Origin of the sequence: Hymenobacter cyanobacteriorum, from assembly GCF_022631375.1 — a bacterium.
Classification (GTDB): domain Bacteria; phylum Bacteroidota; class Bacteroidia; order Cytophagales; family Hymenobacteraceae; genus Hymenobacter; species Hymenobacter cyanobacteriorum.
This window is the reverse complement of record NZ_JALBGC010000007.1, coordinates 58,643-72,006: the sequence shown is the minus strand read 5'-3', so window position 1 is coordinate 72,006 and position 13,364 is coordinate 58,643. Positions and strand designations below refer to the sequence as shown.

Annotated in this window: 11 protein-coding genes; 3 read left to right on the top strand and 8 right to left on the bottom strand. The window is 62.2% G+C overall.

What is annotated here, in order from left to right:
• The first annotated feature begins 233 nt into the window (after nt 1–233).
• Nucleotides 234–1,259, top strand: coding sequence for a Gfo/Idh/MocA family oxidoreductase (locus tag MON38_RS21320; protein WP_241938185.1), 1,026 nt, complete (start codon nt 234–236; stop codon nt 1,257–1,259).
• A 7-nt stretch (nt 1,260–1,266) separates the two neighbouring features.
• Here MON38_RS21320 and MON38_RS21315 read toward each other — a convergent pair whose 3' ends face one another.
• The 8 genes from MON38_RS21315 to MON38_RS21280 all read right to left on the bottom strand — a co-directional run bounded on the left by MON38_RS21315 (nt 1,267) and on the right by MON38_RS21280 (nt 10,891).
• Nucleotides 1,267–3,033, bottom strand: a complete 1,767-nt coding sequence (locus tag MON38_RS21315; protein ID WP_241938184.1) for a glycoside hydrolase family 43 protein — start codon at nt 3,031–3,033, stop codon at nt 1,267–1,269.
• Between the two features lie 182 nt (nt 3,034–3,215).
• Nucleotides 3,216–4,091 carry a fumarylacetoacetate hydrolase family protein gene (locus MON38_RS21310; RefSeq protein ID WP_241938183.1) on the bottom strand — a complete coding sequence of 292 codons (876 nt, stop codon included), beginning with the start codon at nt 4,089–4,091 and terminating at the stop codon, nt 3,216–3,218.
• A 110-nt stretch (nt 4,092–4,201) separates the two neighbouring features.
• Nucleotides 4,202–5,887 carry a sodium/sugar symporter gene (locus MON38_RS21305; protein WP_241938182.1) on the bottom strand — a complete coding sequence of 562 codons (1,686 nt, stop codon included), beginning with the start codon at nt 5,885–5,887 and terminating at the stop codon, nt 4,202–4,204.
• A gap of 310 nt (nt 5,888–6,197) precedes the next feature.
• Complete coding sequence (gene leuB, locus MON38_RS21300; RefSeq protein WP_241938181.1) at nt 6,198–7,316, bottom strand: 3-isopropylmalate dehydrogenase; 1,119 nt, start codon at nt 7,314–7,316, stop codon at nt 6,198–6,200.
• Nucleotides 7,310–7,918, bottom strand: a complete 609-nt coding sequence (gene leuD / locus MON38_RS21295; protein ID WP_241938180.1) for a 3-isopropylmalate dehydratase small subunit — start codon at nt 7,916–7,918, stop codon at nt 7,310–7,312. The genes leuB and leuD overlap by 7 nt, the downstream gene beginning before the upstream one ends.
• A 102-nt stretch (nt 7,919–8,020) precedes the next feature.
• Complete coding sequence (leuC, locus tag MON38_RS21290; protein WP_241938179.1) at nt 8,021–9,415, bottom strand: 3-isopropylmalate dehydratase large subunit; 1,395 nt, start codon at nt 9,413–9,415, stop codon at nt 8,021–8,023.
• Between the two features lie 127 nt (nt 9,416–9,542).
• Nucleotides 9,543–9,713, bottom strand: coding sequence for a hypothetical protein (locus MON38_RS21285; protein WP_241938178.1), 171 nt, complete (start codon nt 9,711–9,713; stop codon nt 9,543–9,545).
• Nucleotides 9,714–9,724: 11 nt separating this feature from the next.
• The gene (locus MON38_RS21280) at nt 9,725–10,891 is read right to left on the bottom strand and encodes a 2-isopropylmalate synthase (RefSeq protein ID WP_241938177.1); all 1,167 of its coding nucleotides are present in this window, start codon (nt 10,889–10,891) and stop codon (nt 9,725–9,727) included.
• Between the two features lie 166 nt (nt 10,892–11,057).
• Between MON38_RS21280 and MON38_RS21275 the strand changes: the two genes are divergently transcribed.
• Together MON38_RS21275 and MON38_RS21270 are read left to right on the top strand one after the other, a co-directional pair.
• Nucleotides 11,058–12,602 (top strand): hypothetical protein, encoded by a 1,545-nt coding sequence (locus MON38_RS21275; RefSeq protein ID WP_241938176.1) that lies wholly within the window; start codon nt 11,058–11,060, stop codon nt 12,600–12,602.
• 68 nt (nt 12,603–12,670) lie between these two features.
• The gene (locus tag MON38_RS21270; protein WP_241938175.1) at nt 12,671–13,207 is read left to right on the top strand and encodes a DUF4833 domain-containing protein; all 537 of its coding nucleotides are present in this window, start codon (nt 12,671–12,673) and stop codon (nt 13,205–13,207) included.
• Nucleotides 13,208–13,364 lie beyond the last annotated feature (157 nt).

Below are 13,364 nucleotides of genomic sequence, written 5' to 3'. Positions count from 1 at the left end.
GGCCGGGAGTATTACCTCCCAAACGCTTAACGCCGAGGATAGTGCCCACGGCCCACCGAAAATAAACCCGGTACAAGTTAGGCAGAATCAAAAAAGCAATTTAGCAATATGCGGGCCGACGGCTCAATACCCTTTGATTGTCAACAATTTTCCTTCTTACGTCCTTTTTGCACAACCCCGCATTGTGCCACTTTGCCGGCGGCCGCAGCCGGTGGTGGCGCTATCTTGCGGGCATGGCTGTTACTCCCATTCGCACCGCGCTGCTGGCCTACGGCATGTCGGGCAAACTTTTTCAGGCCCCGTTTCTGGCGGCGCACCCGGGCTTCGAGCTCTACGCCGTGCTGGAGCGCACCGAGGCGCGCATGGCGCACGACTACCCCGGCATTCGCAGCTTCCGCAGCGTGGCCGAGCTGCTGGCCGACACCACCGTGGAGCTGGTGGTGGTGAACACGCCCAGCGCCACCCATTTCGAGCTGGCCAGCCAGGCCCTGCGCGCCGGTAAGCACGTGCTCATCGAAAAGCCGGTGGCTACCTCGGTCGCTCAGCTCGACGAGCTGCTGGCCCTGGCCCGCCAGCAGGGCCGCCACCTGCTGGCCTACCAGAACCGCCGCTGGGACAGCGACTTCGGCGCCGTGCGCCGCGTGGTGGAGAGCGGCCAGTTGGGCCAGCTGCTCGAAGCACATTTCCGGTTCGACCGCTACAAGCCCGCCCTCAACGTCAAGAAATTCAAGGAGGAACCCGGCCCCGGCGCGGGCCTGCTCGCCGACTTGGGCCCGCACCTCATCGACCAGGCCGTCAGCTTATTCGGCCAGCCCCTGAGCGCGCACAAAACCCTGGGCAGCAACCGCCCCGGCTCGCGGGTCGACGACTTTTTCAGCCTGCACCTGCGCTACCCGCGCGGCCTGAACGTGTGGCTGACGTCGAGCCTGCTGGTGGCCGCCCCGGGCCCGGCCTACGTGCTGCACGGCACGCAAGGTAGCTACCAGAAGCACCGCACCGACCCGCAGGAAACCCAGCTGCTGGCCGGCCTCGCCCCCACCGCACCCGACTATGGCCGCGAGCAGCCCGGCCAGGAAGGCTTGCTTACGCTGGCCACGGCCGAGGGCCAGTTGCTCAGCACACCCGATGCCGCCGCGCCCGGCAACTACATGGGGCTGTTTGAGGCCGTGCGCGAAACCATCCGGCAGCAGATTTCCTACCCGATTACGGCCGAGCAACTGCGCTGGCAAAACGAGTTACTCGAGCTACGCGCAGACTGACAACCAATTAAGGCGCCACGCGCCACCAGTCCACGTCGGCGTAGCCAGCATCATTGGTGCGGCCCACGCGGCTGCAGAACACACCCATTTTAGCGCCAATCCAGCGGCCCTCGCGGGCTGGGAACTCCTCCCCTATTTCCTCAAAAGTATTTCCATCGAGGCTGTAGCTGAAGCGGCAGCGGGCCCCGGCGCGCACCTGCACCCGCAGGTAGATGACGCCTTTCGCCGGCGCGTCGAGGGTGATGGGTACGGTGCTGGTTTCGAGGGTGAGCTGGTCGGCGTTGCGGCAGGTGGCCTGGGCAATGTTCCAGCGGCCGTTCTGGCTGCTCACGGCCAGGTAGGCGTAGTCGAGGCCATCCATTAGCAACCCCACCTGCTCGCCGTCGGCACGGGGCGCGAAGGTGAGTTTGGCGGTAGCGGTGAAAGTTTCGGCGGGCAGCTTTTGCAGCAGGCGGCTGGGTATCTGGCTATAGTTTTTGAAGTCGGTGGGCAGGGTTTGGGCGTAGAGGCGCAGGTAGCCTTGCGGGCCGTTGGGCAGCGCCCAGCCCGACTGCGGGTTGGCCGGCCACTGCCACTGCGGCCCCAAGGCTATGCCGTCGAATTCATCCGAAGTCGGCGGCGCGGTGGGCGGCACGGGCGGCCCCGGCACGCGGGGCTTGCGGTAGCGCAGCACCGGCTGGCCGCGCCCGTCGCCGTCGGGGTCGGTGCCGATGATGGGCCAATCGTTTTTCCAGGCCATCGGCTGCAAGTGCACCACCCGGCCGTAGGGCCCACGGTCCTGGAAATGCAGAAACCAGTCCTCCTGCCCGTCGGGCGTATCGACCCACGCGCCTTGGTGCGGGCCGTTGATGGCGGTTTTGCCCTGGTCCATCACAATGCGCGGCTCGTAGGGGCCAAACACGTTTTTGGAACGAAGCACCGTTTGCCAGCCGGTGGGCACGCCGCCGGCCGGGGCGAAAATGTAGTAGTAGCCGCGCCGCTTGTACAGTTTGGGCCCCTCAATGGTCGGGTGAGCCGCGTGGCCATCAAACACCAGGGCATCATCGCCCGTCAGGTGCAGGCCGTCGGGCGTCATCGGGCTCACGGCCAGCACGCTTTTGATGCCGGCGCGGCTGCCCGCGAAAGCGTGCACGAGGTAGGCGCGGCCGTCCTCGTCCCACAGCGGGCAGGGGTCAATCCAGCCTTTGGCTTCCTTGATGAGCACGGGCACGTCCCAGGGGCCGGCGGGGTTGCGGGCGCGGGTCACGTAAATGCCCCGGTCAGGGTCGGGGTAATAGAGGTAAAACTGCTGGTTGTGGTAGCGCAGGGCCGGGGCCCACACGCCATTGCCCGGCTGCGGCAGCCGGAAGGCAGCCGGCAACTCGGGCAGGGCATTGCCCAGCAAGGTCCAGTTCACCAGGTCTTTCGAGTGCAGAATGGGCAGGCCCGGCAGGCTGCTGAAGCTGGAGGCCGTGAGGTAGTAGTCGTTGCCCACGCGCACCACGTCGGGGTCCGAGTAATCGGCGTTCAGCACCGGGTTTTGGTAGGTGCCGTCGCCGAGGTCGGGCTGCCACACCGAAGGCACCGCCATTTCTTCCGGAAACAACACGGGCGCCGGGGCCGCGGCTGCCGCCACACCCGCCGCTGGCCGGCCAGGTTTGGCAGTTCGGGGCGTGGGCCGGCGGGCAGGCTGCGCCTGCGCGAGGCTCATCCCCAGCCACAGCAGCACAGCCACCATCCCATACCCCCTCACGCGCCGGAGCAGTGGCCCGGCAGAAATTGCCCGCGCAGTCATCGTTGTAAAAGAAAGTTGGTCGGCGTACATCATCTGAGCGCCTAAGCTAGCACAAATTCAATAATAGATTGCATACCAGCAGCCTCTCTTTCAGAAAAAATATGCTCCGGGCGGTGGCGGGCACCCCGGGTAGCCCCGGCTACCACCTAAGCACGACATTCGCGCAGCCTGGAGTCTGTCAATTATCGCGGTTGCTCCCAGGCGCGCAACACCTGCCGGGCACTGCCGAGGCCGTCAATGCCCAGCTCCACTACATCGCCGGGACGTAGAAACTGCGGCGGCTTCAGGCCCATGCCCACGCCGGCGGGCGTGCCGGTCGAGAGCACGTCGCCGGGCAGCAGGGTCATAAACTGGCTGACGTAGGAAATCAGAAACGGCAGCCCAAAAATGAGGTTGGCGGTGTTGCCATCCTGCCTGGGCTCGCCGTTCACCGTGAGCCAGAGGCGCAGGTGTCCGGGGCCGTGTTCAGTAGAATCCGGGATTTCGTCGGGCGTGACGAGCCAGGGGCCGAGCGGCGCGAAAGTGTCGCAGCCCTTGCCCTTGTCCCAGGTGCCGCCGCGCTCCAGCTGGAAGGCGCGTTCCGATACGTCGTGGTGCAGCACGTAGCCGGCCACGTAGCTTAGTGCGTCGGCCTCCGTTACGTAGGCGGCGCGCCGGCCGATGACTACGGCCAGTTCCACTTCCCAATCGGTTTTCTCCGAACCGCGCGGGATGACGATGTCGTCATTCGGGCCAGCCAGGGCCGAGGTGGCTTTCAGAAAGAAAACCGGCTCGGCGGGGTGGCCCAGGCCCATTTCGTCGGCGTGGTCGGAGTAGTTCAGGCCCACGCACACGATTTTGGATGGGCGCGCAATGGGCGGGCCGAGGCGCTCGGCATCGGCCACCACGGGCAGCTGGCCGGCCTGCTCCTGCACAAATGCGGCCAGCCGCGCCAGGCCATCGGTGGCAAAGAATTGCTCGTCGTAGTCCTCGCCAAACGCGGCCACGTCGTGGCGCTGCCCAGCGAGCAGAATACCGGGCTTTTCGTGGCCGGCCGGGCCGTAGCGCAATAGTTTCATCAGGAGCGGGTTTGGGATTAAAGCAGTAGAGACGCATACTTGCGCCTCGTCGTCAGAACGGTGTTCAACGACGAGGCGCAAGTATGCGTCTCTTCCTAAGGCATTTCCGCCTACCAGTAAACGGTGTAGAGCGTGGTGATGATGACCAGAATAGCCGCCACGCCGGCCAGGAAGCTGGGCTGCGGCCGGAACATGCTGCGGTCGACTTCCAGGCCGTTGGTTTTCACGCCGCGGCTCGTCTCGAAAATGCTGATGATGAGCATGGCCACGATGCAGATGACGAACACGAAGCCCATGCGGTCGAGGAAGGGAATTTCGTACACGCCCTCGGCATTTTTCACGGCGAAGCCGTAGGGAGCCAGGCCCGAGAGGTCGGCGTAGTTGGGCAGGAACTTGAACATCACCGACAGCAGGAAGCCGCCGATGGTGGCAAACAGGGCCGCCGTCGAAGTCGTCCGCTTCCAGAAAAAGCCCAGGATGAACATGGCAAAAATGCCCGGCGACACGAAGCCCGTGTATTCCTGAATGTACTGGAAACCGCCTTTTTTGTCGATGCCCAGGTGCGGCGCAATCAGCACGCCCAGAATCATGGCCACCACCACAGCGATTTTGCCAGTGGCTACCAGCGTCTTTTCCGAGGCCTCGGGGTTGATGACTTTCTTGTACACGTCGAGCGTGAAGATGGTCGCAATCGAGTTGGCTTTGCCGGCCAGCGAGGCCACCACGGCGGCCGTGAGGGCGGCAAACGACAAGCCTTTCAGGCCCACGGGCAGGATGTTGAGCAGCACCGGGTAGGCGCGGTCGGGGTTCAAATCGGCGCCCGAGCCAAACTCGGCGGCACCAAACACGTCCTGCTTATAGAGCACGTAGGCCGCAATACCGGGCAGCACCACAATCACGGGCATCAGCAGTTTGAGGAAGGCGGCGAACAAAATGCCGGCGCGGGCCGTGGGCAGGTCGGCCCCCAGCGCGCGCTGGGTGATGTACTGGTTGCAGCCCCAGTAGTTCAGGTTCACAATCCACATACCGCCGAGCAGCACCGTAAGCCCCGGCAAGTCGATGTAGTTGGGATTGTCGCGCTTGAAAATCATGTGGAAGTGGTCGCCGGCCTGCGAGGTCAGCAGGTTGAAGCCGTTGACCACGCCGCTGGTGCCGTTGTGCTCGGCCACCAGGTTCAGAGCCAGGTAGGTGGTAGCCAGGCCACCCAGAATCAGGAAAAACACCTGAATTACGTCCGTAAAGCCGATTACCTTCATGCCGCCCAGCGTGATGAATACGGCAAAGGCAGCCAGCATGTAGAGGCAGAACGTGAGGTTGAGGCCCGCGATGCTGCTGATGGCAATGGCGCCGAGGTAGAGAATCGAGGTCAGGTTCACGACCACGTAGAGCGCCAGCCAGAACAGGGCCATAATCATGGCCACCGTGGAGTTGTAGCGCTGGCTCAGGAACTGCGGCATCGTGAAAATGCGGTTCTTGAGGTAGACCGGAATGAAGAACGTGGCCACCACAATGAGCGTGATGGCGGCCATCCACTCGTAGGTAGCAATGGCCAGGCCCATCTTGAAGCCCGAGCCCGACATGCCCACAAACTGCTCGGCCGAGATGTTGGACGCAATCAGCGACGAGCCAATGGCCCACCACGTGAGTGAGCCCTCGGCCAGGAAGTAGTCTTTCGAATCGCCTTCAAGGGTGCCATCGTGCCCGGTTTTGCGCCGGTAAATCCAGATGCCGTAGCCGGCTACGATGATGAAGTAGGTGAAGAAAACGATGTAATCAATCGTCGCGAGCTTGTTCATTAAGCAGATGGTTGGGAGTTCGGCAGCGTGGCCCGGCCCCGGGCAAGGGCCTGGCGAAGCTATGGGAAAGTAATGTTCCGCCAAAAAACCCGGTTCTGAAAGGAAAATCTGCGATTTCTTTCCGTAATCGATTCCGGTAGGCCGCAACGGCGGCGTCTTTCCACGGCTTTTTTGCCGCTGCTACCTGCCACCCCCATCTGGTACTATAGCCCTTGCGCGGGCGCCGCCCGCTGCATCCGCGCGGAGCTCAGGCCGGCCGGATGGCCCTGCCGCCCGCACGGCCAAGGTTTTTTCAGCCGGTCATTGCCCGTCAGATAATCGTGCTGGTGCCGATTTCCACATTCACTCTGTTCCACTGCTGCTCGCGGGAGTCGGCAATCCAGAAGGCGATGTAATTCCCCACTTCCTCGGTGGTGTAGGGCGCGGTGGGGCTGAGCTCAGGCGTCAGGATGCCGTTGTTCAGGGCCTCGTCTACGGCCTCGCGCACCAGAGCAGCCTCGGCATCCAGCTCCAGATGCTCCAGCAGCAGGGCCACGGATAGAATGGCGGCAACCGGGTTGGCAATGCCCTTGCCTTTGGCCTGCGGATAGGACCCGTGAATGGGCTCGAACAGGGCCACCGCCTCTCCCACCGAGGCCGAAGGCAGCAGGCCCAGCGAGCCGGCAATGACCGATGCTTCGTCCGAAATAATGTCGCCGAACATGTTTTCGGTCAGAATTACGTCGAACTGCGTGGGACTGAGAATAACCTGCATGGCCGCGTTGTCCACAAACAGGTAGTCCACGGTTATTTCGGGGTACTGGGCGGCCATTTCGCGCACTACTTCGCGCCAGAGGCGGGAGGTTTCCAGCACATTGGCTTTGTCGACTAAAGTCAGTTTGCGGCGGCGGCCGGCGGCGGCGCGGAAGGCCAGGTGCGCGATGCGCTCAATCTCGGGCCGGCTGTAGGTACAATGGTCGTAGGCGCCTTCGCCGTCGGCGGTGCGGCCCTTTTCGCCGAAGTAAATGCCGCCGGTCAGCTCGCGGAAAATGACCATGTCGGTGCCCTGAATGCGTTCTTTTTTGAGCGGCGAATGGGCCAGCAGCACGTCGTAGGCCCTGACGGGGCGGATGTTGGCGAACAAGCCCAATTCCTGGCGCAGGCGCAGCAGGCCCTGTTCGGGGCGCACCCGGGCGCTGGGGTCGTGGTCGTATTTGGGGTCGCCAATGGCGCCGAGCAGCACGGCATCGGCGGCGCGGCAGGCTTCGAGGGTCTCGTCGGGCAGCGGGTTGCCGGTGGCGTCGATGGCGCAGGCGCCCATCAGGTGCGAGCTGAGGTCGAAATGGTGGTCGAACCGGTCGGCCACGGCTTCGAGCACTTTCACGGCCTGCCGGCACACTTCGGGCCCGATGCCATCGCCGGGCAACACGGCTATCTTCTTGCTTACCATTTTGTTTCCCAGGTCCAGGGTCGGTTTTGTTCGTAGGTTTCGATGGCGGGCTTCTGGCTCACCAAATAGTCAATGTCGTCGTAGCCATTAATCAGGCACTCCTTTTTGTAGGCGTCGATGTCGAAGTGGAAGCTGTCGCCGGTGGCGGGCACGTGCAGCGTCTGCTCGGGCAGGTTCACCACGAACTGGGTGTCGCCGTCCCTCTCCGCCAGGGTAAACAAGCGGGCCAGCTCCGCATCGGTTACTTGCAGCGGCAGCAAGCCGGTATTCAGCGCGTTGCCCCGGAAAATATCGGCGAAGTAGCTCGAAATCACCACCCGAAAACCGGCGTCGTAGAGCGCCCAGGCCGCGTGCTCGCGGCTCGAACCACAACCAAAATTCTTGCCCGCCAACAGAATCTGACCGGCATAGCACGCATCGTTGAGGACGAAGTCGGGCTTCGGCGTGCCATCGGTGTGGTAGCGCCAGTCGCGGAACAGGTTTTCGCCGAAGCCTTCGCGCGTGGTCGCCTTCAGAAAGCGGGCCGGAATAATCTGGTCCGTGTCGATGTTTTCGAGCGGCAGCGGCACGGCGGCGGAATGCAGGGTTTGGAATTTTTCCATTGGGGGTTAGAACGTCATGCAGAGCGCAGCGAAGCATCTCGCTTGGGGGAGTAATTAGTTTAAGCACGCGAGATGCTTCGCTGCGCTCTGCATGACCGTCAATTAATTCAAATACTGCGTGATATCCACAATCCGGCCCTGCACGGCCGTGATGGCCGCCACCAGCGGGCTCGCCAGCAGCGTGCGCGAACCCGGCCCCTGCCGCCCCTCGAAGTTGCGGTTCGACGTCGCCACGCAGTAGGCGTCGGCGGGAATTTTATCCTCGTTCATGGCCAGGCAGGCGCTGCACCCCGGTTCGCGCAGCTCGAAGCCGGCGTCGGCCAGAATCCGGTCCAGCCCTTCGGCAATGGCCTGCTGCTCCACCTGCTTCGAGCCGGGCACGATGATGGCCTCGACGTGCCTGGCCTTCTGCTTGCCTTGCACGTAGGCCGCCACCGCCCGCAAATCCTCAATGCGGGAGTTGGTGCAGCTGCCGATGAAAACGTAGTTGATTTCCTTGCCCAGCAACGACTCGCCCCGTTGAAACCCCATGTACTGCAGCGACTTATCAAAACTCTCGACCTCGCTGGCCGGCACTTCGCTGGGGATGTGGCCGTTCAGCGCGATGCCCATACCGGGGTTGGTGCCGTAGGTTATCATCGGCGTGATTGCCGCCGCATCGAAGCGGTGCTCGGCATCGAAAACGGTTTCCTCGTCTGAAAACAGCGTTTTCCAGTAGGCTACGGCCTGGTCCCAGGCGGCTTCTTTGGGCGCGTAGGGCCGGCCTTTTACATAGGCGAAGGTCGTTTCATCCGGTGCGATGAGACCGCCGCGGGCCCCCATTTCGATGCTCATGTTGCAGACCGTCATGCGGCCTTCCATGCTGAGGGCGCGCACGGCGCTGCCCGCATACTCCACAAAATAGCCGGTGGCCCCGCCGGTGCCAAGCTGCGAAATCACATACAAAATCAGGTCTTTGGCCGTGACGCCCGGCCGCAGCGCGCCGTCCACCGAAATGCGCATGCGCTGGGGGCGGCTGAGCAGCAGGCATTGCGTGGCCATCACCTGCGCCACCTGGCTGGTGCCGATGCCGAAGGCCACCGCGCCAAACGCGCCGTGCGTGGACGTGTGGCTGTCGCCGCACACGATGGTGGTGCCGGGCAGCGTGAGGCCCAGCTCCGGCCCGATGACGTGCACGATGCCCTGGCGGGCGTGGCCGAGGCCATACAATTCAACGCCATGCTTGGCGCAGTTGACGGTCAGCTTATCTACCTGCGAGCGGCTCAGCGGCTCCTCAATGGGCAGGTGCTGGTTGCGGGTGGGCACGTTGTGGTCGGCCGTGGCGAGGATGCGCGCCGGGCGGAACAGCGGCAGGTTGCGGGCTTCGAGCTCGTCGAACGCCTGCGGGCTGGTCACCTCGTGGATGAGGTGCCGGTCGATATACACGATATCCAGGCCGCCGGGCGCAGTTTTCACCACGTGGGCCTCCCAGATTTTATCGAATAAGGACTTAGGCATTGGGGTGGGGTGTAGAGACGCGACACTTCGCGTCTCGGCGTGGGGTGGTTTTGGAGGGGAAAACGGGGGTGGTATCGTTCGACGGTCGTTCAACGCCGAGACGCGAAGTGTCGCGTCTCTACATCGTTCAGGCTTCCGCTGGGACGAAATCGGCGGCCGTGGGTGCGGCTTGCTGAATCACGGCGACGGCGTAGCTAATCCAATCGGCGCAGCGCTGGGGGAGCGATGCCGGTTGTTCGGGCTGGTGGTTTTCGGGGGAAGCCGCGAGGCTGGTATAATGCGTTTCAACAACAGTCATAATGTTAATTTTTAGTTAGCAGCAACAAGTTTTTCCTGTTCGACCAGTTGGTGCAAATCTTTGTCAACCACTTCGCGCTGGCGGTCGGCGAGCTGCAGGAAGCTGGCGTAGGCTTTGTTCAGTTCGGGCTTTTCGAAATCGTAGCCCAGCTTCTGCAAGCGGTAGGCCAGGGCAGCGCGGCCGGAGCGGGCCGTGAGCACGATGGACGAATCGGCCACGCCGACTTCTTTGGGGTCGATGATTTCGTAAGTTTCGCGGTGCTTGATGATGCCGTCCTGGTGGATGCCGCTGCTGTGCGAGAAGGCATTGGCGCCCACAATGGCCTTGTTGGGCTGCACGGGCATGGTCATCAGGTGCGATACGATGGCCGAGGTTTCGGCCAGCAGGCGGGTGTTGATGCGGGTGTCGAGGTCGAGGTAAGGGTGCTGGCGCAGAATCATCACCACTTCTTCGAGGGCGGTGTTGCCGGCGCGCTCGCCCACGCCGTTTATCGTGCATTCAATCTGGCGGGCGCCGTTCATCACGCCGGCAATGGAGTTGGCGGTGGCCAGCCCGAGGTCGTTGTGGCAATGCGTGGAGAGCCGCACGGTGTGAATGCCGCGCACGTTTTCGTGCAGAAATTTGATTTTGGCGCCGTATTCCTGCGGCAGGCAGTAGCCGGTGGTGTCGGGGATGTTGAGGACGGTAGCGCCGGCCTGGATGGCCGCCTCGCACACGCGGGCCAGGAATTCGTTGTCGGTGCGGCCGGCGTCTTCGGCGTAGAATTCCACGTCCTCCACGAAGCTTTTGGCCAGCTTCACAGCCGCAATGGCGCGGGCCAGCACGTCTTCGCGGGTGGTGCAGAGCTTGTGCTGAATGTGGACATCGGAGGTACCGATACCGGTGTGAATGCGCGGGTAGCGCGCGGGCCGCAGGGCCTCGGCGGCCACGCGAATGTCGTTTTCGACGGCCCGGGAAAGGCCACATACCGTGGCTTCGCGGGTTTGGGCGGCGATGGCTTGCACGGCGGCAAAATCGCCGGGGCTGGATACCGGAAAGCCGGCCTCGATGACGTCGACGCCGAGTTCTTCGAGCTGCCGGGCGATGAGCAGTTTCTCGTCGCGGTTTAGCTTGCAGCCCGGCACCTGTTCGCCGTCGCGGAGCGTGGTATCGAAGATTTGAATTTGCTGGGTTGGCATGCGATAATCGCCCGGAATCGGTGGGCTGCGGTTGTGAATAGGTTGGCAAGAAGGCCTCCGCGCCAGCGCTGCAAAACCACGATTTTGGAAGTTATACTATTTCCAAAAGCCGATTTTTATCAACCAATCATCTATCTATCAATTACTTGATTTATCACTTCATACAATGCCTAACAAGAGCCAGGAGCCCGTTTTTCAGCTGATAAAGTCCCTGACGCGGACCGAAAAGCGCCATTTCCGGCTGTTTACCAGCCGGCCCGGCGCGAGCGAGGACCTGAAGTTTCTGCTGCTCTTCGATGCCCTCGACGCACTGGACACCGCCGACGATGCGGCGGTGATGGCCCAGGTGCCCAGCCTCAAGCGCGTGCAGCTGGCCAACCTCAAGGCCAACCTCTACCGGCAGCTGCTGGCCAGCCTGCGCGTGTACCACGCCGGCCAGAACCCCGATATCCAGCTGCACGAACAGCTCGATTACGCCCGCGTGCTTTATAACAAAGGCTTCTACCAGCAGGCCCTGCGCATGCTGGAGAAGGTGAAGCAGGGCGCCCGCCAGGCCGAAATGCCGCACATCGTGCTGCTGGCCCTCGATTTTGAGAAGCTCATCGAAAGCCAGTACATCACCCGCAGCCTGAAGGACCGCGCCGACACCCTCACCGCCGAGGCCACCGATACCGTGGCCCACCTGGCCAACCAACACGCGCTCAGCAACGCCTCGCTGCGCCTCTACGGGCTGTATTTGAAGGCCGGGCACGCCCGCAACCGGGCCGACCACGAGCGCATCGCGGCGTTCTTTCGGACCCACATGCCTGCGGTACCTACCCACGATGGCGGCTTTTTCGAGAAGCTGTATTTCTACCAGGCCCACGTGTGGTACCACACGCTCGACCAGGATTTTCGGGCCGGCTACCGCTACGCCCAGAAGTGGGTGGATTTGTTTGAGGCCGCGCCGCAGATGAAGGAGCTACAAACCATGCTCTACATTAAAGGCCTACATAACCTATTGGCTTCCCTCTACAACTTACTCTACTACAGCAAATTCAAGCAGGTATTGAACACCCTCGAAGAGTTTGCCGCCAACCAGACGCGCCGCAGTAGCCCGAACACCGAAATCCTGCTTTTCCAGTACCTTTTCACCAACCGCATCAACGCTTATTTCCTCGAAGGGCGCTTCACCGAAGGCCTGGAAATCATCCCCGACCTGCTGGAGCAGCTGGAGCGCTACAAGTCGCAACTCGACCTGCACCGCACGCTGGTGCTCTACTACAAAATCGCCAGCCTCTATTTCGGCAGCGGCGAATTCGTCAAATCCATCGAATACCTGAACCTGATTATTCAGCACAAGGAGCTGAGCCTGCGCGAAGACCTGCAGTGCTTCGCCCGCATCCTGAATTTGATTGCGCACTACGAAGCCGGCGACGACGCCAGCCTCGACTATCAGATTCGTTCGGTGTACCATTTCCTGGGCAAGATGGACGACCAGCAGCCCATGCAGGTCGAGATTTTCCGGTTCTTGCGCACGGTGGGCAGCATTGCGCCGCACGAGGTGCGCGAGGCATTCATCCGGCTGCGCGACAAGCTGATTGTCATTGCCGCGATGCCTTACGAGGGCCGGCCGTTTCTGTATCTGGACATTGTGTCGTGGCTGGAAAGCAAGATTTCCGGCGTACCGGTGCAGGAGGTAATGCAGCGGAAGTTCCGGCAAATGAAGTAGCGCGGACTCGCAGAGTCCGCGCTACAGGCAGGCGTACCTTTGCGGGCCCATTCACTCCCTCAAAAACAATGTCGGCAACGACCTTTCTGCTACTTTTCAATCTGCTCTTCGTCCTGCCGCCGGCCCCGAAACCGGCCACCGTTTTCCCGGTGCCCAGCGGGGTGAGCAACCAGCTGTTCTACCTGCAGCGCGACCCGAACACCAACACCGTCATCTACCAGCTGAACGTGAACCGCGCCGGCCATCTCAACGAGGATGAGCCCGTGAATGTGTTCTGGCTGCGCTACGACGAGCACGGCGAGCGCAAGGAGTTGAATTTCATTCAGCGCAAGTTTGCCTACGGCCTCACGGCCGAAAAGCTGGCGACCGATAAGTACGAATTGAAATTCGCGGCCTACAGCAAGGTCCGGTTTTTCCTGCTGCGCTCGCCGACGGACAAGGCGCTCCACGTTTATACCACTATCAGCGGCAAGCAGATTCAACTGGAGCGCGTGTTTTTGCGCATTGAGGGCGGCACGTTCTGGGTGCCGAATGTGAAATACATTGAGTTTAAAGGGCTGAACACAGCTACTCGGCAGCCAATAGCGGAGCGGATAATGCTGTAGCAGTTGTAGCGCGGTCGTACCCGGAGGGACTTTTAGTCCGCGAGTCGAGAAATAAAAAGCCGAGTCGGTCGGATACCGACACGCGCGGACCAAAAGTCCGCGCTACGGGCCTCCCGTGTATCTTTGGCTACGGCCGGGCCGCCTGGGCCGGCCCCCT

Bases quoted from the DNA above. Each gene is read 5' to 3' on its own strand.
- MON38_RS21320 (WP_241938185.1), top strand. From the start codon at position 234: ATGGCTGTTACTCCCATTCGCACCGCGCTGCTGGCCTACGGCATGTCG.
- MON38_RS21315 (WP_241938184.1), bottom strand. From the start codon at position 3,033: ATGACTGCGCGGGCAATTTCTGCCGGGCCACTGCTCCGGCGCGTGAGG.
- MON38_RS21310 (WP_241938183.1), bottom strand. From the start codon at position 4,091: ATGAAACTATTGCGCTACGGCCCGGCCGGCCACGAAAAGCCCGGTATT.
- MON38_RS21305 (WP_241938182.1), bottom strand. From the start codon at position 5,887: ATGAACAAGCTCGCGACGATTGATTACATCGTTTTCTTCACCTACTTC.
- leuB (WP_241938181.1), bottom strand. From the start codon at position 7,316: ATGGTAAGCAAGAAGATAGCCGTGTTGCCCGGCGATGGCATCGGGCCC.
- leuD (WP_241938180.1), bottom strand. From the start codon at position 7,918: ATGGAAAAATTCCAAACCCTGCATTCCGCCGCCGTGCCGCTGCCGCTC.
- leuC (WP_241938179.1), bottom strand. From the start codon at position 9,415: ATGCCTAAGTCCTTATTCGATAAAATCTGGGAGGCCCACGTGGTGAAA.
- MON38_RS21285 (WP_241938178.1), bottom strand. From the start codon at position 9,713: ATGACTGTTGTTGAAACGCATTATACCAGCCTCGCGGCTTCCCCCGAA.
- MON38_RS21280 (WP_241938177.1), bottom strand. From the start codon at position 10,891: ATGCCAACCCAGCAAATTCAAATCTTCGATACCACGCTCCGCGACGGC.
- MON38_RS21275 (WP_241938176.1), top strand. From the start codon at position 11,058: ATGCCTAACAAGAGCCAGGAGCCCGTTTTTCAGCTGATAAAGTCCCTG.
- MON38_RS21270 (WP_241938175.1), top strand. From the start codon at position 12,671: ATGTCGGCAACGACCTTTCTGCTACTTTTCAATCTGCTCTTCGTCCTG.